Origin of the sequence: Modestobacter versicolor (assembly GCF_041028285.1) — a bacterium.
Taxonomy (GTDB): domain Bacteria; phylum Actinomycetota; class Actinomycetes; order Mycobacteriales; family Geodermatophilaceae; genus Modestobacter; species Modestobacter versicolor_A.
In genome coordinates this window covers 166729-187298 of sequence record NZ_JABGDB010000003.1, presented here as the reverse complement: position 1 = coordinate 187298, position 20570 = coordinate 166729, and the positions used below count along the sequence as shown (strand labels likewise).

Annotated in this window: 21 protein-coding genes and 1 riboswitch; of the genes, 9 read left to right on the top strand and 12 right to left on the bottom strand. The window is 75.5% G+C overall.

Features of this window, described 5'->3' with window-relative positions:
* Positions 1-8: 8 nt before the first annotated feature.
* Positions 9-356, bottom strand: coding sequence for a DUF3817 domain-containing protein (locus HL054_RS12140; RefSeq protein WP_369139267.1), 348 nt, complete (start codon positions 354-356; stop codon positions 9-11).
* A 186-nt stretch (positions 357-542) separates the two neighbouring features.
* The gene (locus HL054_RS12135) at positions 543-1676 is read right to left on the bottom strand and encodes a C40 family peptidase (protein WP_369139266.1); all 1134 of its coding nucleotides are present in this window, start codon (positions 1674-1676) and stop codon (positions 543-545) included.
* 16 nt (positions 1677-1692) lie between these two features.
* A riboswitch (cyclic di-AMP (ydaO/yuaA leader) is annotated at positions 1693-1860 on the bottom strand.
* 154 nt (positions 1861-2014) lie between these two features.
* Here HL054_RS12135 and HL054_RS12130 point away from each other — a divergent pair.
* From HL054_RS12130 to HL054_RS12115, 4 genes are read left to right on the top strand one after another with little or no spacing between them, the layout of a single operon-like run.
* Positions 2015-2575: a hypothetical protein gene (locus HL054_RS12130; RefSeq protein WP_369139265.1), complete on the top strand. Its 561-nt coding sequence runs from the start codon at positions 2015-2017 to the stop codon at positions 2573-2575.
* A gap of 5 nt (positions 2576-2580) precedes the next feature.
* A complete protein-coding gene (locus HL054_RS12125; protein WP_369139264.1) occupies positions 2581-3039 on the top strand; it encodes a GNAT family N-acetyltransferase in 459 nt (152 codons plus the stop codon).
* Positions 3036-4586 carry a phytoene desaturase family protein gene (locus tag HL054_RS12120; RefSeq protein ID WP_369139263.1) on the top strand — a complete coding sequence of 517 codons (1551 nt, stop codon included), beginning with the start codon at positions 3036-3038 and terminating at the stop codon, positions 4584-4586. The genes HL054_RS12125 and HL054_RS12120 overlap by 4 nt, the downstream gene beginning before the upstream one ends.
* Positions 4587-4639: 53 nt before the next feature.
* Positions 4640-5470 carry a YhjD/YihY/BrkB family envelope integrity protein gene (locus HL054_RS12115; protein ID WP_369139262.1) on the top strand — a complete coding sequence of 277 codons (831 nt, stop codon included), beginning with the start codon at positions 4640-4642 and terminating at the stop codon, positions 5468-5470.
* On the opposite strand, the gene HL054_RS12110 is transcribed toward HL054_RS12115, so the two are convergent.
* The 3 genes from HL054_RS12110 to HL054_RS12100 are packed head-to-tail and all read right to left on the bottom strand — an operon-like array spanning position 5463 to position 8757.
* A complete protein-coding gene (locus HL054_RS12110) occupies positions 5463-6314 on the bottom strand; it encodes a PPK2 family polyphosphate kinase (protein ID WP_369139261.1) in 852 nt (283 codons plus the stop codon). The genes HL054_RS12115 and HL054_RS12110 overlap by 8 nt on opposite strands.
* A 9-nt stretch (positions 6315-6323) precedes the next feature.
* Positions 6324-6689 (bottom strand): YrdB family protein, encoded by a 366-nt coding sequence (locus HL054_RS12105; protein ID WP_369139260.1) that lies wholly within the window; start codon positions 6687-6689, stop codon positions 6324-6326.
* A gap of 10 nt (positions 6690-6699) precedes the next feature.
* A complete protein-coding gene (locus HL054_RS12100; RefSeq protein ID WP_369139259.1) occupies positions 6700-8757 on the bottom strand; it encodes a HelD family protein in 2058 nt (685 codons plus the stop codon).
* Positions 8758-8857: 100 nt separating this feature from the next.
* On the opposite strand from HL054_RS12100, the gene HL054_RS12095 reads away from it, so the two are divergent.
* Both HL054_RS12095 and HL054_RS12090 read left to right on the top strand, forming a co-directional pair.
* Positions 8858-9670 carry a YsnF/AvaK domain-containing protein gene (locus tag HL054_RS12095; RefSeq protein ID WP_369139258.1) on the top strand — a complete coding sequence of 271 codons (813 nt, stop codon included), beginning with the start codon at positions 8858-8860 and terminating at the stop codon, positions 9668-9670.
* 167 nt (positions 9671-9837) lie between these two features.
* A complete protein-coding gene (locus HL054_RS12090) occupies positions 9838-11655 on the top strand; it encodes an NAD(P)-binding domain-containing protein (RefSeq protein ID WP_369139257.1) in 1818 nt (605 codons plus the stop codon).
* Between the two features lie 3 nt (positions 11656-11658).
* Here HL054_RS12090 and HL054_RS12085 read toward each other — a convergent pair whose 3' ends face one another.
* The 5 genes from HL054_RS12085 to HL054_RS12065 form a co-directional block, all read right to left on the bottom strand.
* Positions 11659-12354 carry an acVLRF1 family peptidyl-tRNA hydrolase gene (locus tag HL054_RS12085; protein WP_369139256.1) on the bottom strand — a complete coding sequence of 232 codons (696 nt, stop codon included), beginning with the start codon at positions 12352-12354 and terminating at the stop codon, positions 11659-11661.
* Positions 12355-12385: 31 nt separating this feature from the next.
* Complete coding sequence (locus tag HL054_RS12080) at positions 12386-12595, bottom strand: rhodanese-like domain-containing protein (RefSeq protein ID WP_369139255.1); 210 nt, start codon at positions 12593-12595, stop codon at positions 12386-12388.
* Complete coding sequence (locus HL054_RS12075; protein WP_369139254.1) at positions 12592-13851, bottom strand: alpha/beta fold hydrolase; 1260 nt, start codon at positions 13849-13851, stop codon at positions 12592-12594. The genes HL054_RS12080 and HL054_RS12075 overlap by 4 nt, the downstream gene beginning before the upstream one ends.
* 6 nt (positions 13852-13857) lie before the next feature.
* Positions 13858-15093, bottom strand: coding sequence for an MFS transporter (locus HL054_RS12070; RefSeq protein ID WP_369139253.1), 1236 nt, complete (start codon positions 15091-15093; stop codon positions 13858-13860).
* A 179-nt stretch (positions 15094-15272) separates the two neighbouring features.
* Positions 15273-17087, bottom strand: a complete 1815-nt coding sequence (locus tag HL054_RS12065) for a phosphoenolpyruvate carboxykinase (GTP) (RefSeq protein ID WP_369139252.1) — start codon at positions 17085-17087, stop codon at positions 15273-15275.
* A 190-nt stretch (positions 17088-17277) separates the two neighbouring features.
* Between HL054_RS12065 and HL054_RS12060 the strand changes: the two genes are divergently transcribed.
* Positions 17278-18462 carry an NADH:flavin oxidoreductase/NADH oxidase gene (locus HL054_RS12060; RefSeq protein WP_369139251.1) on the top strand — a complete coding sequence of 395 codons (1185 nt, stop codon included), beginning with the start codon at positions 17278-17280 and terminating at the stop codon, positions 18460-18462.
* Between the two features lie 55 nt (positions 18463-18517).
* Here HL054_RS12060 and HL054_RS12055 read toward each other — a convergent pair whose 3' ends face one another.
* Complete coding sequence (locus tag HL054_RS12055) at positions 18518-19018, bottom strand: SRPBCC family protein (RefSeq protein WP_369139250.1); 501 nt, start codon at positions 19016-19018, stop codon at positions 18518-18520.
* Entirely contained in the window at positions 19015-19344 is a 330-nt protein-coding gene (locus HL054_RS12050) for an ArsR/SmtB family transcription factor (protein ID WP_369139249.1), read from the bottom strand. The genes HL054_RS12055 and HL054_RS12050 overlap by 4 nt, the downstream gene beginning before the upstream one ends.
* 80 nt (positions 19345-19424) lie before the next feature.
* On the opposite strand from HL054_RS12050, the gene HL054_RS12045 reads away from it, so the two are divergent.
* Both HL054_RS12045 and HL054_RS12040 read left to right on the top strand, forming a co-directional pair.
* Positions 19425-19634: a hypothetical protein gene (locus HL054_RS12045; RefSeq protein ID WP_369139248.1), complete on the top strand. Its 210-nt coding sequence runs from the start codon at positions 19425-19427 to the stop codon at positions 19632-19634.
* Between the two features lie 407 nt (positions 19635-20041).
* Complete coding sequence (locus tag HL054_RS12040) at positions 20042-20542, top strand: FBP domain-containing protein (RefSeq protein WP_369139247.1); 501 nt, start codon at positions 20042-20044, stop codon at positions 20540-20542.
* The last annotated feature ends 28 nt before the right edge of the window (positions 20543-20570 follow it).

Below are 20570 nucleotides of genomic sequence, written 5' to 3'. Positions count from 1 at the left end.
CGCGGAGGCTAGCCAGCCAGCGCGGAGGGCGCCGCCGCGACCGGCAGCCGGCCGGTGCGCTGCGCCCAGCGCTCGAACCACACGGTGCACAGCGGCGGCACCGACGCGGCCAGCGCGAGGACGGCGGTGCCCGGCGACCAGCGGAGCACCCGCCAGGCGACCAGGGTGACGGCCACGTAGGCCACGAAGACCGCACCGTGGACCGGCCCGGCCAGCTGCACGCCGAGCTCCGAGGTGCCCAGCACCCACTTGACGAACATGCCCGCCAGCAGCAGCACCCAGGACACCGCCTCGGCGATCGCGACGACGCGGAACACGCGGGCGACGGTCCGCGGGTCGGTCAGGGCGGCGGGCATGGCGCTCCTCGGGTGGCTCGGGGCGGGTGGCTCCGGGGTCGGGACGGGTGCCATGGTGCCGGGGCGGCCGGTGTGACCGGGCTCGCACCCCGGACAGCACGCTGCCCCGGACAGCACGCTGCCCCGGACAGCACGCTGCCCCGGTCACCAGGGGCGACCGGGGCAGGTGGGGTGCGGTGCGCGGCCTCAGCCGACGCGGCGCATCGCGGTGATCGAGCCCATGTAGTCGATGCTCACGACCTTGACCACGTCACCCGAGGTCGGGGCGTGCACCATCTGGCCGTTGCCGATGTAGATGCCGACGTGGCTGACCGGGCTGTAGAAGGCGATCACGTCGCCCGGCTGCAGCTGGTCGCGGGACACGGCCTGACCGGCACCGGCCTGCGCGCGGCTGGAGTGCGGCAGCGAGATGCCCGCGGCGGCGTAGGCGTACTGCACCAGGCCGGAGCAGTCGAAGCTGCTCGGGCCGGCGGCCGCCCAGACGTAGGGCTTGCCGAGCTGCGCCATCGCGGCGTTCACCGCGGTGGCGCCGGCGCTGCTGCCGGCCACGGGCGCCGCGGGTGCGGCGGGCGCCGCCGGGGCCGAGGTCCCGGTGCGGCCGGCCGCCGGGCGGTCGGCGCGCGAGGCGGCGGGCGTGCGCTCCGCGGCGGCCGAGGCCGCCGCGGCCGACTCTGCGGCGTGCGCGGCGGCGGCGGCGGCCAGGGCCGCCTCCTTCTCCTGCGCGGAGAGCCGGTCGTACTGCGCCTGGTACTCGGCGATCTGGGCGTTCAGGTCGGCCTGCTGGGCAGTGACCTGGTCGACCTGCGCCTGGGCGTCGGTGGCGGACCGGGCCGCGGCGGCCTGCGCGGCCTCGGCGTCCGCGGTCGCCTGCTGCGCGGCGGCGAGCAGCTCGTTGTTGTGGTCGGCGATGGTGTCCAGGGTGCCGACCCGGTCGAGCAGCTCGTCGGCCGAGTCGCTGCTGAGCATCGCCTGCAGGGTGCTCAGGCTCTCGCCGGTGTAGGCGCTGCGCGCCACCTCGACGACGTGGCTGCGGGCGGCGGTGACGGTGGCCTCGGCGGCGGCGGCCTCGGCCCCGGCCTCCTCGGCGGCGGCCTGCGCGCTCTTCAGCGACTCGCGGGCGTCGTTGAACTGCTCGGTCACGACCTCGAGTTGGTGGGCGCGCTCGGCGACGAGCGCGGCGGCCTCCTGGGAGGTGGCGACCTGCTCCGGCGCGGCAGCGGCCGGCAGCGGAGCGAGGACGACGCCGCCGGCGACGACGAGGGTGAGGAGGGCCCGACGGCCGGTGCGGCCACGACGGGCAGTGCGGTGCGAACTCGCCATGTTCGGCGGGTGTGTCCTTTCTTCCACCTGCCGCCTACCGAGTTAGCTGACGGGTTCGGGTGGGAAGACACCCGGCGGCAGACCCTCGGGAGGGTCCGCTGCTTCACCCCAGTGCTGCGGTGGGTCCCCGGTCCACGTGCCCGCTGGTGACGCTGCGGACGGTGTGGTTCGGCGGCGGTCCTGGCGGTCGACACCCGGGTGGGTGACTGCGTTGCCCGTCTGGACCGTCGCCCACCGTAGGTGGGGTGGTGGGAGATGACAAACGGCTGGGCTGGATTTGTGCACAAACTCCTGGCGTGTGCTCCGACACGCTCACACCGAGTCACAGGCTCGCCGCGATGAGGGGGTTGGCACGGCGCGAGTTCTGCCTCGTGCTGCTGCGCCGGATGGCCGACACGCGCCCCGACCTGGTCACCGACGCGCTCCGCCGGCTGGGCGCGAGCCGTGCCGAGGCGCACGCCGCGCACACCCGGTGGCAGTCGCTGCAGCACGCGGCGCGGTCGCCGCGCGGGGTCGCGCTGCGCTCCGCGGTGCTCGGGCCGCCGGATGGACGTGACGAGCGTCGCATCGGCGACGTGGCCCTGGTCGCCCGGCAGTGGGCCCTGCCGCTGTGGCCGCACCTGCGCTGGGAGACCCTCTCCGGCGCCGGCCGGGCGGACGCCCCGGACGGACCGGTCCTGCACGAGCAGCTCGTCCGGGCGCCCGGCTCGCCGGTGCCCGCGGCGACCGGGGGGCTGCGGGTGTGGGAGCACGTCGTCGCGGACGTCGCGTCCCTGCCCGGGGCGGTCGGCGTCGACCCCGGCGTGACGACCCGCTGGGAGGTGCACCTGCCCGACGGGCGCCGGGCCCGCTTCGTCTGGGGCCTGCTGCAGCAGGTGGACACCGGCCCGCGAGGATGACCGCCGTGCCGACCCTCTCCCCCGCCGCCTGGGACGACCCGGACGTCGCCGCGCTCACCACGGCCCAGCAGGCGGAGCTGCGCGTCCGCTACGACGGCGCCGGCGAGCCGGGCGTGCCCCCCTCGGCCGCGGACGTCGCGGTGGTGCTGGTCGCCCGGGACGACGACGGCACGCCGATCGGCTGCGGCGCGCTGCGCCCCCTGGCCGGCGCCGAGGCGGAGGTCAAGCGGATGTACGTCGTCCCGGCGGCGCGCGGACGCGGCGTGTCCAGGCTGCTGCTCGCCGGGCTGGAGGCCGAGGCGCTGCGCCGTGGGTGGACGACCGTGCGGCTGGAGACCGGCGTCCGGCAGCCCGAGGCGGTGGCGCTGTACACCTCGGCGGGTTACCGGCCGGTCGAGGCGTTCGGGCACTACGTCGGCGTCGACGACCCGTACGCGGTCTTCTTCGCGCGGGAGCTGGCGTGACCGCGGCCCGCTACGACGCCGTGGTCGTCGGTGGCGGCCACAACGGGCTGACCGCCGCGGCCTACCTGGCGCGGGCGGGCTGGTCGGTGCTCGTGCTGGAGCGGCGCGACGTCGTCGGCGGCGCGGCGGTCAGCCAGCAGGTGTTCCCGGGGGTCGACGTCCGGCTGTCGGCGTACTCCTACCTGGTCAGCCTGCTGCCCGACCGGATCGTCACCGACCTGGCGCTGCCCGTCCGGCTGCTGGACCGCTCGGTGGCCTCCTTCACGCCACTGGTCCGCGGCGGCCGGCACCGCGGCCTGCTCGTCGAGCGGGACGAGGGCCCGGCGACCGCCGCGTCCTTCCGCGAGCTCACCGGCTCCGGCGCCGAGCTGGCCGGCTGGCAGCGGTTCTACGGCCGGCTCGCCACCCTCGCCGAGGACCTCGCCCCCACGCTGACCGAGCCGCTGCCGGCCGCGGCGGAGCTGGAGGGGCGGCTGCGCGACCCCGGCATCTGGCACGACCTGCGCGAGCGCCCGCTGGCCGACGTGGTCGCCGACCACCTGGCCGACGACGACGTCCGGGGCATCGCGCTGACCGACGGGCTGATCGGCACCTTCGCCGACGTGCACGCCGCCGACGGGCTGGCCGGCCGCTGCTTCCTCTACCACCTGGTGGGCAACGGCACCGGCCGCTGGCGGGTGCCGGTGGGCGGCATGGGCGCGGTGAGCGGCGCACTGGCGACCGCGGCCCGGTCCGCCGGCGCCGAGCTGGTCACCGGGGCGACGGTCACCGCCGTGGAGACCCGGGCGGACGGCGTCACGGTGCACTGGACCGCCGCCGACGGGACGACGTCGGCCGCCGACTGCGCGTACGCGGTGAGCGGCGCGGCGCCGGCGGTGCTCGACGAGCTGCTGGGCGCCGCCCCGGCCGCGCGGCCGTCGGGCTCGCAGCTGAAGGTCAACATGGTGCTGGAGCGGCTGCCCGGGCTGCGGTCGGGCGCCGACCCGCACCGGGTGTTCAGCGGCACCGTGCACGTCGACGAGGCAGCGTCGCAGATCGACGCCGCGTACGCCCGGGCCGCGGCCGGGCAGCTGCCCGACGTCATCCCCTTCGAGGTGTACTGCCACTCCCTCACCGACCCGTCGATCGTCGGCAGCACCGGGCTGCACACGCTGACGCTGTTCGGCCTGCACACCCCCGCCGAGCTCTACGCCGCCGACCCGGTGGGCACCCGCGACGAGGCGGTGCGCCGGGTGGTCGCCCAGCTCGACGAGCACCTGACCGAGCCGCTGGCCGGCTGCCTCGCCCGCGACGCCGGGGGCCGGCCGTGCCTGCAGGCGTCCTCGCCGCTGGACGTCGAGGCCGCGCTGGCCATGCCGGGCGGGCACATCTTCCACGGCGACCTGTCCTGGCCGGTGGCCGCCACGGACGACGAGGTCGGCAGCTGGGGCGTCGCCACCGCGCACCCCCGGGTGGTCGCGGCGTCCTCCGGCGGCACGGTGCGCGGCGGCGCCGTCAGCGGGCTGGGCGGCTTCGCCGCGGCGCAGCACCTGATCGGTCTGCGCTGAACGCCTCGGCGGTCCGACCTGCGCGACCGGGCCGCACCTGGTCACATGGCCGGGTGCAGGTGGCGAGAGAGGTCCGCGGCCTGCTGGACACCATCCGGCAACGGCTGCGCGGCCGGGACACCGCGCTGATCGGTGCCGGGCTCACCTTCTACGCCGGCATCGCCGTCGTGCCGGCGCTGGTGCTGGCGCTGGGGCTGACCAGCTGGCTGACCAGCCCGGCGAGCGTGCGCGACCTCACCGGGCGGCTGGCCGACGTGCTGCCCCCCGAGCTGGGCGCCCCGGACGCGCTGGCCCGGCTGGCCGAGGCCGGCACCGGGCTGAGCCCGCTGGGCGCCGTGCTCACCCTGCTGCCCATCTCGCTCTACGGCGAGGGCATCCGCCGTGCGCTCCTGCGGTTCAGCCCGGCCGCCGACCGGTTCACCGCCTGGCGCGGCCGGCTGCTGTCGCTGCCGCTGCTGCTGCTGGCACCGCTGCTGCTGTACCCGCTGCTGCTGGCCGGCGAGCTGCTGGCCGACCTCGCCGAGCGGCCCGGGTTCGGCGCGGCGCTGGGCGGGTTCGCGGTCGGTTACTACTCGGTGCTGTTCGCGCTGACCGTGCCGCTGATCTGGGTGTTCCGGGTAGTGGCGGCCGGGCGGCTGCGCTGGGGCGCGGTGCTGGCCGGTGCGCTGTTCACCGCGGCGTCGCTGTCGGGCTTCCTGCAGGGGTTCGTGCTGTTCCTGTCCCTGCCGCTGGACCTGGGCGCCCCGTTCGGCGGGCTGACCGTCGTCGGCGGGGTGGTCGCGGTCGGGTTCTGGCTGTTCCTCCTGCACCTGGTGCTGATCGCCGGCTGGCTGTGCACCGAGGCGCTGGACGCCCGGTTGCGCCGGGGGCGGGCGGTCAGCTGATCGGGTGCTCCTCGATCAGCCGGTCGCGCTGCTCGGCGACGTCGTAGGACGGCTCGGGGAGCCGCGGGTCGAGCTCGGTGAGCGTCTCGAGCAGCAGCCGGCCCACCGCCCAGTTGCGGTACCACTTGCGGTCGGCCGGGACGACGTACCAGGGGGCGGCGTCGCTGTCGGTGCGCTCCAGCACGGTCTCGTAGGCGCGCTGGTAGGCCGGCCACAGCTCGCGCTCGTCGATGTCGCCCGGGTTGAACTTCCAGCGCTTGGCCGAGTCGTCGAGCCGGGCCAGCAGCCGCTGCTTCTGCTCCCACGGGGACAGGTGCAGGAAGACCTTGACGATCGTGACGCCGTCCTGGGCCAGCTGGGCCTCGAACCGGACGATCTCCCGGTAGCGCCGTTCGACCACCTCGGGCGCGGCGAGCTCGCGGACGCGACCGATCAGCACGTCCTCGTAGTGCGAGCGGTCGAAGACGCCGACCAGCCCGGGGGCGGGCACGGCCTTGCGCACCCGCCACAGGAAGGAGTGCCGCAGCTCCTCGGGGGTGGGCTTCTTGAAGGCGGTGTACTGCACGCCCTGCGGCTGCACGCTGCCGACCACGTGCCGGACCACACCGCCCTTGCCGCTGGTGTCCATGCCCTGCAGCACGAGCAGCAGGCGGCGGTGCCCGCCGGTGACGCCCTCGGCGTAGAGCCGCTCCTGCAGCTCGGCCAGCCGCTGCCCCTCGGCGATCATCACCTCGCGGGTGCGCTCCTTGGACCCGGGCGCCAGCGGGGTGCCGCGCGGGTCGAGTTCGGGGAGCCGGACCGGGGCCGCCGGGGTGCGCAGCAGGTCACGCAGGGAGTCCGCCATGCCGGGAGCCTAGGGACCGGCTCCGGCGGAGGTCGACTGCACGTCCGGCAGGACCCGCGCCGCGACCAGGTCGGCGGCCACCAGGGCGGCGAAGCCGACGCCCCAGCCGGGGGCGGCCGCCCAGCCGAGCAGCACGGCGGCGGCCCCGAAGACCAGCGCCTGCACCACCCCCCGGCGGAGGGCGGACCCGTGCGCCGCGCGGGGGGCGGCGAACAGCCCCCAGAGCAGGGCGGCCACGAGCGGGAGCGCGCCGGCCAGCAGCACCTCGACGGCGGTCGGACCGCCCAGCTGCCAGCCGCCCCAGCCCAGCACGCCCAGCGCGGCGAGCTCGAGGGCGAAGGCCACCACCGCGGCCACCCAGGCCAGTGCGTGCACGGTCCCTCCCTCAGCCGGCCAGCGGTCCGGGGAGCTCACCGCGGTGCAGGACCACCAGGCTGCTCACCGCGCGGGTCAGGACGACGTACAGCCGGTGCAGCCCGCGGGGTTCGGCGGCGACGATCTCCGCGGGCTCGACCACGACCACGGCGTCGAACTCCAGCCCCTTGGCCAGCGTCGCGGGCACCACCGAGAGGCGGGTGGGTGCCGCCCCGTCGTCGGCCAGCGCCGCGACCTCCAGCCCGGCGGCGGTGAGCACGCGCAGCACCTCGGGCACCGCGGCGTCGGCGCAGACGACGCCGGTCGACCCCTCGGCCGCGGCCAGCTCGCGGACCACCGCCACCAGCGGCTCGGCGAGGGCCGCGACCGGCCGCACCCGGAGCGCACCGGGCTCGCGGCGGACGGCGGTGGCCGCCCCGAGCCCGGGCGCGATCAGCGGCAGCAGCCGGTTGGCGAAGTCGAGCACCTCCGCGGGCACCCGGTAGCCGCGGGTGAGCGGGCGCACCGTGGTGTCCGGCCGGCCGAGCGCAGCGAGGGTCCCCGCCCAGTCGCCCGCCGACCAGGGGCCGGTGGCCTGCGCTAGGTCGCCGAGCACGGTCAGCGACCCGGCGGCCAGCCGGCGGGCGACCGCCCGGCACTCCATCGGCGAGAGGTCCTGGGCCTCGTCGAGCACCACGTGGCCGTACCCGGGGGTGCGCTCCAGCATCCCGGCGACCTCGTCGACCAGCACGGCGTCGGCCGCGGTCCAGCGGGCCGTCCGCACCGACCGGGGCGGCGCCGGCCAGCGCAGCAGCGCCTGCTCCTCCTCGCTCAGCACCCCGCGGGCCGCCCTTGCCAGCAGCGCCGGGTCGGACCAGAGGTCGGCCACCAGCGCGGCGGCGTCCACCGCGGGCCAGACGGCGTCGCAGAAGGCGCGCACCTCGGCGCTGCGCGCGGTCCGGCGGGTCTCGGCGTCCGTCGGGCTGCCCCCGCCGACCTCCTTGAGCCGCCGGGCGTACTCGGCCAGGCTCATCGCCAGCCGCTCCCGGCCGGCGGCGTAGTGCACCCGCTGGGACTCGTCCGCGCTGCCGGTGCCGGCCCGGCGCAGGTCGTCGACGAACCGCTTCAGCGTCTCCTCGCCGATCCGGTACCGCCGGCCCGACAGCGTCACCTGCACGGAGTCCACCGGCTTGCGGATGCCGCCCCACAGCGCCCGGCGGAGCACCTCGGCCATCCGGGGGTCGCCCTTGAGCACGGCGGCCGCGGGTACGTCCTGCGCCCGCACCGGCACCCGGGCGGTCAGGTCGGCGACGGTGGCCTGGTCGACCGCCACCTCGCCCAGCGCCGGCAGCACCTGCTCGATGTAGCGGAGGAAGGCCCGGTTGGGGCCCACCACGAGCACGCCGGTGCGGGAGAGCTGGTCGCCGTGGGTGTAGAGCAGGTAGGCGGCCCGGTGCAGGCCGACCGCCGTCTTGCCGGTGCCCGGGGCGCCCTGCACGCAGATCGACTCGGTCAGCGGCGCCCGCACGATGTCGTCCTGGTCGGGCTGGATGGTGGCCACGATGTCGCGCATCGGGCCGCTGCGCGGCCGCTCGATCTCCTCCCGCAGCAAGGCGCTGTCGCCGGTCTCCTGGCCGGGCGCGAGCACCTCGTCCTCGTAGCTGGTCAGCTCGCCGCCGGCGAAGCCGAACCGGCGCCGCCGGGCGACGCCCTGCGGTTCCGCGGCGCTGGCCTGGTAGAACGCCCGGCTCATCGGCGCCCGCCAGTCGATGACGACCGGGTCGCCGTCGGCGTCGCGCACGTGCCGGCGGCCGATGTGGAAGGTCTCCGCGCCCGCCCGGTCGCCCGGGGCGGTGTCGGTGCGGCCGAAGAAGGCCGGGACGCCGGGGTCGGCGGCCAGGGCGGCGAGCCGTTCGGCGCGCGCGGCCCCCAGCCGTTCGGAGGCCCACGCGTCGACACCGGCGTCGGTGACGGCGACCGCGGCGGTGCGCATCCGGGTCAGGCAGTCGGCCGCGCGGGCGAGGTGCGCCCGCTCGGCGGTGAGGACGGGATCGGGGGCGGTCCCGGTGGTCGCGGAGGTCGGGGACACGGTCGGAGGACGGTACGCGCGGCACCGTTCCGGCTCAACCGAGTTCCCGTGGACCGCCGTCGCGATGTGTAGACCGGCCGGTTCCGGACCATCCACAGGCATGGCCAGTGACTCAGCTCTGCCCCCCGTCATCGGGGCGATCGCCGACGACCGTGACGGCAACGCGCTGGGGACCGTCACCACCGTGTTCCTGGACGACGTGACCGAGCAGCCCACCTGGGTGGGCCTGTCCGCCGGTCTGCACGCCGCCCCGGACGACGTCCCGGTGATCGCACCGCTCGCCGACGCCCGGTACGCCGACGGCCGGCTGCAGCTCGACGTCCCCGCCGAGGCCGTCCGGGCCGCGCCGCGGGTCTCCTCCCCCGACCGGCTCAGCCCGGACGAGGAGGCGACGCTGCTCGCGCACTACCGGTCCCTCGCCCCGCCGGCGGCCGGCGCGCCCCAGCGGACGACGACGCTGCCACCGGTGCCGCCGTCGGCGAACGGCCAGCCCACCGGCCCCACGGTGGGGACGGCGGCCGACACGGCGATGACCGTCACCGAGGAGCGGCTGGCGGTGAGCACCGTCATGGAGCCGTGGACCCGGGCGGTGCTGCGGATCGAGGAGGTCACCGAGGAGGTCATGGTGCCGGTGACGATCACCCGGCAGCAGGCCCGGATCGAGTACCTGCCGGTCGGCCCCTCCGTCGGCGGCCGCGGACCGGAGGACGCCGCCGAGGCCGGTGCCCGCCGGCCGACCAGCGCGTCGGAGTGGGTCACCCTCTACGCCGAGCAGCCGTCGGTGACCCTCGAGCGGCGGCCGGTGGAGCGGGTCCGGCTCGCCACCGCGTGGGCGACGGAGGAGACCACGGTCACCGAGGAGCTGCGCAAGGAGCAGGTCGAGCTGACCACCACCACCACGCCGACCGGCTGACTCCCCACCCTGCTCACCGTGGGTGAGCTGGGTCACACAAGCGGTAGGGACGCTCAGCGTCCGGCGGACTGACGACCGGCTCGGCCGGTGGCGTGGCGGCGTCGGGTGGTCAGCTGCACCCGGCGCCGCACCTGCGGCCACTCCTCCGCGGACGCAGGAGCTGCCCCGTGACCCAGACCGACACCCGCCTCCCGGCCACCGACGACCCGGCCGGGCGGGTCACCGCCTGGCTCGAGGCCTTCGAGGCCGCCCTCACCGCGCGCGACGTCGACCGCGCGGTCGACCTCTTCGCCCCCACCTGCTTCTGGCGGGACCTGGTGGCGTTCAGCTGGAACCTCACCACCGTCGAGGGGCACGACGGCGTCCGCGACCTGCTGCAGGCCACGCTGGAGACGACCGGGCCGCACGGGTTCCGGACCGCCGAGCCCCCCACCGGGGCCGACGGCGTCGACGAGGCCTGGGTCGAGTTCGAGACGGCCGTCGGCCGGGGGCGCGGGCACCTGCGGCTGCAGGACGGCCGCGCCTGGACGCTGCTGACCACGCTGTACGAGCTGACCGGCCACGAGGAGCCGGTCCGCGACCGCCGTCCCAAGGGCGCCGAGCACGGCGTCCACCGCGACCGGGAGACCTGGCTGGACCGCCGGGAGCGGGAGGCCCGCGAGCTCGGCTACGTGACGCAGCCGTACGTCCTGGTCGTGGGCGGCGGCCAGGGCGGCATCGCGCTGGGCGCGCGGCTGCGCCAGCTCGACGTCCCGACCATCGTCATCGACAAGCACCCGCGGCCGGGTGACCAGTGGCGCAGCCGGTACAAGTCGCTGTGCCTGCACGACCCGGTCTGGTACGACCACCTGCCGTACGTCAAGTTCCCGGACAACTGGCCGGTGTTCGCCCCCAAGGACAAGATCGCCGACTGGCTGGAGTCCTACACCCGGGTGATGGAGCTCGACTACTGGGCCAACACCCGGGCGCTGAGCGCCGCCTGGGACGAGGCGACCGGCGAGTGGCGGGTCACCGTCGAGCGCGACGGGAAGCCGGTGGAGCTGCGGCCGAAGCAGCTCGTGCTGGCCACCGGCATGTCCGGGAAGCCGAACGTCCCCGTCCTGCCCGGCCAGGACGTGTTCCGCGGCGACCAGCACCACTCCTCGGCCCACCCGGGCCCGGACGCCTACCGCGGGAAGACGTGCGTCGTCGTCGGCTCGAACAACTCCGCCTTCGACATCTGCGGCGCGCTGTGGGAGAACGGCGCCGACGTGACGATGGTGCAGCGCTCGTCGACGCACATCGTCCGGTCGGACTCGCTGATGGAGATCGGCCTCGGGGCGTTGTACTCCGAGGAGGCGGTCGCCGCCGGGATGACGACGGAGAAGGCGGACCTGGTCTTCGCCTCGCTGCCGTACCGGATCATGCACGAGTTCCAGATCCCGCTGTACGAGCAGATGCGGGAGCGTGACGCCGACTTCTACGAGCGGCTCGCGGCCGCCGGCTTCGACCACGACTGGGGCGACGACGGCTCCGGCCTGTTCATGAAGTACCTGCGCCGCGGCTCCGGCTACTACATCGACGTGGGCGCGGCCGACCTGGTGGCCGACGGGGACGTCGCGCTGGTCAAGGGCCAGGTCGACCACCTCACCGAGCACTCGGTGGTGCTCGCCGACGGCACCGAGCTCCCCGCCGACCTCGTCGTCTACGCCACCGGGTACGGCTCGATGAACGGCTGGGCGGCCGACCTGATCAGCCAGGAGGTCGCCGACCGGGTGGGCAAGGTGTGGGGGCTGGGCTCGGACACCACCAAGGACCCCGGTCCCTGGGAGGGCGAGCAGCGCAACATGTGGAAGCCCACCCAGCAGGAGGCGCTGTGGTTCCACGGCGGCAACCTGCACCAGTCGCGGCACTACTCGCTGTACCTCGCCCTGCAGCTGAAGGCGCGGCAGGCCGGCATCCCCACCCCGGTGTACCGGCTGCAGGAGGTGCACCACACCAGCTGAGGGTCAGCTGCGGTCGCCGGGCTCCACGATGTGCACCCGCACCGCGCGGAACCGCGGCGGGGTCTCCAGCAGCACCGCCTTGGTCGGCTCGCCGACGTCCAGCGGACCGAGCCGGGGCAGGGCCGCCAGCGCCCGCAGCCGGGGGTCGGCGATCACCTCGGCGACCAGCCCCTTGTCGCCACCGGTGGCCAGCGCCCGGGTGCCGCCGGCGTGCGGCAGCAGCACCCGGGCGGCGGTGTCGGCGGCGTGGGTGACGACGGCGTCGGTCTGGTTGCCGCGACGGCGGGCGAACCGCTGCTGCGACCAGCCGCCCGCCGCCGTCCGGCCCTGCACCTGCCGGGCGTCGACCTTGGACACCACCAGCTGCGCACCGTCGAAGACGCCGACCGCCCAGCGGCCGCGGCGCACCAGCAGCACCGCCGTCCGGTGCGGCGCCCGGACCGCAGCTCCGAACGCGGCCAGCGTCGCGCCGGACGGCGGGGTCCAGCCGTAGGGGGCGGTGAGCGCGAGCGTGGTGGTGTCCGTGCAGGTGACGTGCACCACCCCGGCGTCGTCCACCCGGACGTCGGTGAACGACCCGTGCCGGTCGGCGACGCCGTCCAGCCAGCGGCCCAGCCGCTCCGGTGCCACGTCCAGCACCCGGCCACCGCCGGCGGCCGGCCGGCCGCCCCTGCCGGGGGGTGGCGGGTCCGTCAGCACCGGGACAGCGTCGCACCCCCCGTGCCGGGGGTCAGCGCGGCAGCTCCGCCGGCAGCCCGACGGCCACCCAGCCGGAGAAGCCGCCGACGACGTCGGTCGCCCGGTGCAGGCCGAGGGAGCGGAGCGCGTCCGCGGCCAGGCTGGAGGTGCAGCCCTCCGAGCAGCGCACGACCACCTCGACGTCGTGGCCGGACGCCTCGGGCAGCCGGTGGTCGCTGGCCGGGTCGAAGCGCCCGCTCAACCGTGTCGCAGGCGCAGCAGGCGGTCGAGGACGTCGCCGGTGCGCAGGCCGTCGTGCTCGTGCTCGTTGGTGACCCAGGCCCGCAGGTTGCCCACAGCGTCGGCGGTCTCCAGGGACAGGCCGGCGTCGACGTACATGTCGTCGAAGTAGACGACGGCGTCGACCGGCACCTCGTTGGCCGCCAGCACCGCCCGGTCGTACAGCTGCGGGTGCCAGCCCACCGCGGCCAGCGCCCGGGCCGCGGGGCCGAACGGCTTCAGCGACCGGACCTCGTCGAACATCCACGGGAAGACCATCTCGCCGGTGAACGGCAGCGGCCGCCGGTCCGGGTCGGCCTCCGGACCGCGCTCGGCCTCCGCGGCCCACGCCGTCGCACCCGGCCCGGCGGCGTAGATGCTCTCGTGCAGCACCGCGTACAGCGGGTTGTCGGCGTAGGAGGTCCGCTGCGCGACGGCCTCCAGGAACGCGTCGGCCGGGGCACCGTCGTCCTCGAGGGCCTCCTCGAACAGCCAGTGCAGCTGCTCGGCGCCGGTCCCCGTCCCCAGGACGTGCCCCAGCGTCTGCAGCCGGCGGACGGTCAGCCGGTCGCCGTCGGGCAGCCGGACGTCGGTCTCGTCGAGCACGTCGGCCACCGCCGCGACCCGCGCCACGTCGTCCGGGAACCGCTCGTAGAACCGCCGGGTCCGCGCCGCCACCCGGGGGTGGGTGCGGCGGTACACCTCGCGGGCGCCGGGGCGCAGGCTCGGCAGCCCGCCGGTGACCAGGCAGCGCGCCAGCCCCTGCGGCGCCTGCGACAGGTAGGTGAGGGTGACGAAGCCGCCGTAGCTCTGGCCGAGCGTCGTCCACGGCCGGTCGCCGTAGAGCGTGGTGCGCACGTGCTCGACGTCGGCCACGATCGAGTCGGCCCGGAAGGCGAGCAGGTGCTCGGCGGCCGCCCGCGGGTCGGGGAAGGCGCCGATCCGCCGGGCGGTGACCCGGGAGCTGCGGCCGGTGCCCCGCTGGTCGGGCAGCACCACCCGGAAGTCCTGCAGCGCCCGGGCGATCCAGTCCCCGCCGCCGACCGGGCGCGGGGACTTCCCTCCGGGGCCGCCCTGCAGGAAGCAGAGCACCGGCAGGTCGTCGTCCCGGCGGTCGGGGTGCACCAGCTCCCGGACGAAGACCGAGATCGCCTCACCGTCGTCCGCGCCCCAGCGCAGCGGCACCGGGACGGTGTGCTCCCGCACGACCATGCCGGGGAGCTCGTACTGCCGGTCCATGCCCGCTCAGTGCGCCAGGGCCGCGGTGGGGGCGTGCTCGGCCGGGACGTGCAGGCACCGTTGGGCGATCCCCACGGCGACCGCCGCCACCCCGGCCGCCACGGTGGCGACGACGAAGCTGGCGTTGGCCCCGGCGCTGTCGACGATCTTCCCGGTCAGCGACGCCCCGACCGCGACGCCCAGGGCGAGGGAGGTGCCGATCCAGGTGAACGCCTCGGTGACCGCCGACCGGGGCACCAGCACCTCGGCGAGGGTGAACGCGCTGATCAGCGCCGGCGACACGGCGATGCCGGCCAGCAGGACCAGCGGCAGCATGAGCCAGAAGCCCTCGACCAGCATCAGCGGCACGGTCAGCACGGTGAGCACCACGAGCACCCCCACCAGCCGGTGCCGCAGCCGCACCCGCCAGTGCACGGTGCCCCAGCCGATGCCGGCGGCCATCGACCCGGCGGCGAGCGCCGCGATGAGCACGCCGGACAGCGACCGGGCGCCGGCCTCGTCGGCGAAGGCGACCAGCCCGATCTCCAGGGTGCCGAGCACGGCACCGACGGCGGCGCCCACCACGAACAGCACCCGCAGGCCCGGCACCCGGATCGCCGACGGCCCGCGGCGGTGCTCGTGCGGGGCGGGGGGCGGCTCGGTGCGGCCCTGGGCGGCGAAGAGCAGGGTGCCGACGGCGGCCAGGGTGAAGGCGGTGACCACGCCCGAGGTGGTGTGCCCGGTGGTGGACAGGAAGGTGACCAGCACCGGGCCGACGATGAAGACGAACTCGTCGACCACCGACTCCATCGCCAGCGCGGTCGGCAGCCGGGGCGTCCCGCGCAGCAGGTGGGTCCAGCGCACCCGGATCATCGAGGCCACCGGCGGGAGGGTGGCCCCGGTGACGGCGGCGGAGGCGAACACCGTCCACAGCGGCCAGTCCTCGCGCACCGAGGTGAGGAACACGAACCCGGAGACGACGAAGACCGCCAGCACCGCCAGCAGCACCCGGCGCTGGGCGTGGGTGTCGGCCAGCCGCCCGATCACCGGCCCGGCGACCGCGGAGGCGACCGCGCCGGCCGCGGCGACCGCGCCGCCCAGGCCGTAGGAGCCGGTCTGGTCCTGCACGAGCAGCACGCTGCCCAGCCCGATCATCGACAGCGGCAGCCGGCCGATGAAGGCCGCCAGCACCATCGGCAGGGCGTGCGGCGTGCGCAGCACGTGCAGGTACGGATTGGGCACGAGCGGACTGGCCTCCGTCACGGGAAGAGGGGCGCCCCGTCACGCTAACCGACCCCGCTGCGCGGCACCGGGCGGGAGGAACGACCGAGGTCCCGCTCCCGACGACGCTGTCGGGAGCGGGACCTCAGGTGGTGCGGTCCGGCCCCGCTGCAGGGTCCCGGCCTGGACCTGCGGAGGCCGGGGGGCAGCGGGGTCCTTCTTCAGGCGAGGCGGCTCTTGAGGATCTCCAGCTCGTCCCACATGGTGCTGGGCAGCTTGTCGCCGAACTTCTCGAACCACTCGGTGATCTGCGGGACCTCGGCCTGCCACTCGTCGCGGTCCACGCGCAGCGCCTGCTCGACCTGGTCGCGGGTCATGCCCAGGCCGGAGACGTCCAGGGAGTCCGGCGTCGGCACGTGGCCGACCGGGGTCTCCTCGGCGGCGGCGGTGCCCTCCAGGCGCTCGATGACCCACTTGAGCACCCGGCTGTTCTCGCCGAAGCCCGGCCACAGGAAGCCGCCGTCCTCGTCGCGCCGGAACCAGTTCACGTAGAAGATCCGCGGCAGCTTGCTGGCGTCGTGCGCCTTGCCCGTCTCGACCCAGTGCCGGAAGTAGTCGCCGGCGTTGTAGCCGATGAACGGCAGCATCGCGAACGGGTCACGCCGGACGACGCCGACGGCGCCGGTGGCCGCCGCGGTGGTCTCCGAGGAGAGCGTCGCACCCATGAAGACGCCGTGGTTCCAGTCCCGCGCCTCGCTGACCAGCGGGATCGTCGTCTTGCGGCGGCCACCGAAGAGGATCGCCGAGATCGGCACGCCCTTCGGGTCGGTGTACTCCGACGCCAGGATCGGGCACTGGGTGATCGGGGTGCAGAAGCGGCTGTTCGGGTGGCTGGAGGGCTCGTCGCTGTCCGGCGTCCAGTCCCGGCCCTTCCAGTCGGTCAGGTGCGCGGGGGCGTCGTCGGTCATGCCCTCCCACCAGACGTCGCCGTCGTCGGTGAGCGCGACGTTGGTGAACACCGAGTTGCCCTGGTCGATGGTGCGCATCGCGTTGGGGTTGGTGTCCCAGCCGGTGCCCGGCGCGACCCCGAAGAGGCCGAACTCGGGGTTGAGCGCGTAGAGCCGGCCGTCCTCGCCGAAGCGCATCCAGGCGATGTCGTCGCCGAGGGTCTCGACCTTCCACCCGGGGATGGTCGGCTCGAGCATCGCCAGGTTGGTCTTGCCGCAGGCGCTCGGGAAGGCGGCGGCCACGTAGTAGGTCTTCTGCTGCGGGCTGGTCAGCTTGAGGATCAGCATGTGCTCGGCCAGCCAGCCCTCGTCGCGGGCGATCGAGGAGGCGATCCGCAGCGAGTAGCACTTCTTGCCCAGCAGCGCGTTGCCGCCGTAGCCGGAGCCGTAGGACCAGATGGCCCGCTCCTCGGGGAAGTGCACGATGTACTTGGTGTCGCTGCAGGGCCACGCGACGTCGGTCTGGCCGGGCTCGAGCGGGGCGCCGAGGGAGTGCATGGCCGGCACGAACGGGCGGTCGGTGCCCATCGCCTCCAGCACCCGGCTGCCGATGCGGGCCATCACGCGCATCGAGACCACGACGTACTCGGAGTCGGTCAGCTCGACGCCGAACATCGGGTTCTCGGCCTCGACCGGGCCCATGCAGAACGGGATGACGTACATCGTCCGGCCGCGCATGCACCCCCGGTACAGCTCGGTCATGATCGCCTTCATCTCGCCCGGGTCCATCCAGTTGTTGGTGGGTCCGGCGTCGGCCTCGTCGACCGAGCAGATGAAGGTCCGGTCCTCGACGCGGGCGACGTCGCTCGGGTCGGAGGCGCAGTGGAAGGAGTTGGGCTTCTTCGCCAGCCGGGTGAAGGTGCCGGCGTCCACGAGCCGGCCGGTGAGCCGCTCCCACTCCTCGTCGGTGCCGTCGACCCAGACGACCTGGTCGGGCTGGGCCAGCTCGACCATCTCCTGCACCCAGGCGAGGAGTCGGGCGTGCGTGGTGGGGGCGTCTTCGAGACCGGGGGTGGCCACGGGGGTCACGGCGTCTCCTCCTCTGAGTGCGGCAGTGCGGGGTACGACACCGGCACCGGCGCTGGCTGACTGAGCCCACCCCGGCCGCGTCGTTGAGGCCGGGGGGATCGGGTCAGGCTACTCGTATAGGACGTCTACCTGCAGTGTGACGTACGTCCTTGCGGGATGCCGACCGCCGGTGCGGTGGTTGTCGACCGTCGTGACCGCCGCCCCCGCCCCCGCCCGGCCCTCGCTCCTGCAGCCGCTGACCCTGCGCGGCACCACCCTGCCCAACCGGCTGGCCGTGGCGCCGATGTGCCAGTACTCGGTCACCGACGGCCTGGTCGGCGACTACCACCTGGTGCACCTCGGCCGGTTCGCGCTCGGCGGCTTCGGGCTGGTGATGGTGGAGGCCACCGGCGTCACCGCCGACGGCCGGATCAGCCCCGGGGACGTGGGCCTGTGGGACGACGCGCAGGTGCCCGGGCTCGCCCGCATCGCCGCCTTCCTGCGCGCGCACGGCAGCGTGCCGGCCATCCAGCTGGCGCACGCCGGCGGCAAGGCGAACACGCTGCGCCCGTGGGACGGCTCCGGCCAGGTCACCACGGCCAACGCCCGCCCCGGCGACGTCCCGTGGACGCCGGTCTCGCCCAGCGGGGTGCCGATGGGCCAGGGCTGGACGGCGCCGCACGCGCTGACCGTGGCGGAGATGGCCGGGGTGCGCGAGGCCTTCGTGGCCGCCGCCCGCCGCGCGCTCACCGCCGGCTTCGAGGTCGCCGAGGTGCACGCCGCGCACGGGTACCTGCTCAACCAGTTCCTGTCCCCGCTCACCAACCTGCGCACCGACTCCTACGGCGGCTCGCTGGCCGCCCGGATGCGGTTCCCGCTCGAGGTGGTCGAGGCGGTGCGCGCCGTCTGGCCCGCCGAGCTGCCGCTGCTGGTCCGGGTCTCCGCCGTCGACGCCCAGCGCGACGGGACGACGCTCGAGGACACCATCGCCTTCGCCCGCGAGCTGGCGGCCGTGGGCGTGGACGCGCTCGACGTCTCCGGCGGCGGCATCGGGGCCGGCTGGGAGCACCCGATCGGCTACGGCTACCAGGTGCCCTTCGCCGCGGCGATCCGCGAGCAGGCCGGCATCCCGACCATGGCGGTCGGCCTCGTGGTGGACGCCGAGCAGGCCGAGGCGGTCGTCGCGACCGGGCAGGCCGACCTGGTCGCGGTCGCCCGCGAGGCGCAGGACGACCCGAACTTCGCCGTCCACGCCGCCCGTGCGCTGACCGGGGCCTACGACACCTACCCGGTGCAGGCCGGACCGCGGCTGGCGTCCCGGGAGCGGCTGCTCCAGCGGCTCGGCCCGTGGACCGGCCCGGACCCGGTCCGGACCGTGGAGCAGGCCCAGGCCTGACGGCGGACCCCGACCTCCGCGGGTCGGGGTCGGGGCCGGCGGACGGTCTGCGGGTTCAGGGGGCGGTGCGGCCGTAGGCCGGGCCGAGCTGGGCGTAGAAGTCGTCCCAGTGCCCGGGCGGCGTGCCGCCGGACACCTCGGCGTCGAGCTTGTCCAGGTACCAGTGCCAGCCCAGGACGTAGTCGGTGACCTCGGTGCCGGCCGGGAAGAGCTGGCTGAAGACCAGCACCGTCCGGCCGTCCTCCTCGGTCAGGTCCAGCTCGACCCGCCACGCCTGCTCGGACTCCCACTCCACCACCAGCCGGCGGGGGGCGTCGCACTCCACGATCCGCATCGGCTCGCCGACCGGCTGCTCCTCGTGCGTCATGGTGAAGGTGCCCGAGCCACCGGCGCGCCGCTCGCCCTCGTAGCTGCCCATCCAGCGCAGCAGCCGGTCGGGCTCGGTGAGCGCCGCCCACACGTCCTCGACCGGGTCCGGCCAGCTGCGGCGGAACCGCAGCCGCACCCCGTCGGCCACCTCGGTGACCTCGCCCAGCCGCTCGTCCGGTGTGCTCATCGACGGTCCTCCTGCACTCGGGCCCGCCGTCCGCGGGCGATCTCGGTGTCCAGTGCGTCCAGCCGCTGCGCCCAGAGCCGCCGGTAGGGGGCGAGCCAGGCGTCGATCTCCGACAGCGGGCCGGGGTCGAGCGTGTAGACCCGCCGCTGCCCCTCGGCCCGGACGCGGACCAGGCCGGCGTCCCGCAGCACGCGGAGGTGGCGGCTGATCGCCGGGCGGGTCACCGGGAAGTGACCGGCGAGCTCGCCGGCGCCCTGCTCCCCGGCGGCGAGCAGGGCCACGATCTCCCGCCGGGTCGGGTCGGCGAGCGCGGCCAGGGCCTCCATGTGGCATGTGTAACAGATGGCTTACGTAAGCGTCCAGTTACGCACGTTCGAGTGGAGCACCACCGGGGCACGGTCCGGCCATGACCGTCACCGATCCGGACACCCCCGACCCGCTCAACGACCCGCGCACCCTGCAGGCCGACCCGGGCGCCCTCGGCCAGGGTGAGGACCTCGCCTCCACCGAGGACGACCCCACCAGCACCGGCGAGGACGAGCTCGCGGCGGCAGCGGACGAGGCCGGCGGCGTCGGCGGCGCCGTCGGCGAGGCCCCGACGGCCGACCGGACCTGAGCCGGACCGGTCCGTCCCACCCGCCGGCGGGCGGGAACGAGAGCCGGGTCACATCCGCTCCTCGGAGGAGGTGCCCATGGCCACCGGTGAGACCGGCTTCGCCGACGTCACCTTCGACCTCATCTCGGTCCAGTACCACTCGCTCGAGGCCGGGCACGACCACGGCCAGTACGTCCGGGACGCCGAGAACGCCGGCCTGGACGACGTCGCCCCGTCCTCCCGCGAGGTGATGGAGCAGGACTCCCAGCGCGCGAAGCGCGCACGACCTGCTCGGGCAGCTGTCCGGCACCGGGCACGGCGGTCCCGCGACCAGCTGAGCCGACCGCCGGGGAAACCGGGTGCGTCGGGCCGGGCGCGCTCCGTACCGTCTGCGGGCCGCCCGTCCCGACGTCCCCCGGAGGTCTCCCGTGCTCGCCCTGACCGAGGCGGCGCTGCGCCGCTCGCTGGTCAACTGCTCCCGGAGCGAGGCGGCGGCGATGGCACCGCCACGCGACCTCGCCGAGCTGGACTGGGCGTCCCTGGAGGTGCTCGGCTGGCGCGACCCCCGCGCCGAGCTGCGCGGCTACCTCGTGCACGAGCAGGACGACGGCGTGGTGGGCCTGGCGCTGCGGGCCGCGGACACCGCGATGTCCAGCCGGCGCTCGGCGATGTGCCTGCTCTGCCAGACCGTCCGCCCGGCCGCGGAGGTCTCGCTGTTCACCGCCCGCCGGGTCGGCGAGGCCGGCCGCAACCGCGACACCGTGGGCACGTACGTCTGCGCCGACCTGCGGTGCGCGCACCAGGTGCTGCAGGTCCCGCCCACGGCCCGGCACCTGGACCCCGACCTGCAGGCGCTGGCGGTCGAGGAGCAGGTCGCCGGCCTGCACCGGCGGCTGCGGGCGTTCACCGCCGACGTCACGCGACGCTGACCGCGCCCGGCCGCACCGTCCGGAGGAC

Bases quoted from the DNA above. Each gene is read 5' to 3' on its own strand.
- HL054_RS12140 (WP_369139267.1), bottom strand. From the start codon at position 356: ATGCCCGCCGCCCTGACCGACCCGCGGACCGTCGCCCGCGTGTTCCGC.
- HL054_RS12135 (WP_369139266.1), bottom strand. From the start codon at position 1,676: ATGGCGAGTTCGCACCGCACTGCCCGTCGTGGCCGCACCGGCCGTCGG.
- HL054_RS12130 (WP_369139265.1), top strand. From the start codon at position 2,015: ATGAGGGGGTTGGCACGGCGCGAGTTCTGCCTCGTGCTGCTGCGCCGG.
- HL054_RS12110 (WP_369139261.1), bottom strand. From the start codon at position 6,314: ATGGCGGACTCCCTGCGTGACCTGCTGCGCACCCCGGCGGCCCCGGTC.
- HL054_RS12095 (WP_369139258.1), top strand. From the start codon at position 8,858: ATGGCCAGTGACTCAGCTCTGCCCCCCGTCATCGGGGCGATCGCCGAC.
- HL054_RS12075 (WP_369139254.1), bottom strand. From the start codon at position 13,851: ATGGACCGGCAGTACGAGCTCCCCGGCATGGTCGTGCGGGAGCACACC.
- HL054_RS12055 (WP_369139250.1), bottom strand. From the start codon at position 19,018: ATGAGCACACCGGACGAGCGGCTGGGCGAGGTCACCGAGGTGGCCGAC.
- HL054_RS12050 (WP_369139249.1), bottom strand. From the start codon at position 19,344: ATGGAGGCCCTGGCCGCGCTCGCCGACCCGACCCGGCGGGAGATCGTG.
- HL054_RS12045 (WP_369139248.1), top strand. From the start codon at position 19,425: ATGACCGTCACCGATCCGGACACCCCCGACCCGCTCAACGACCCGCGC.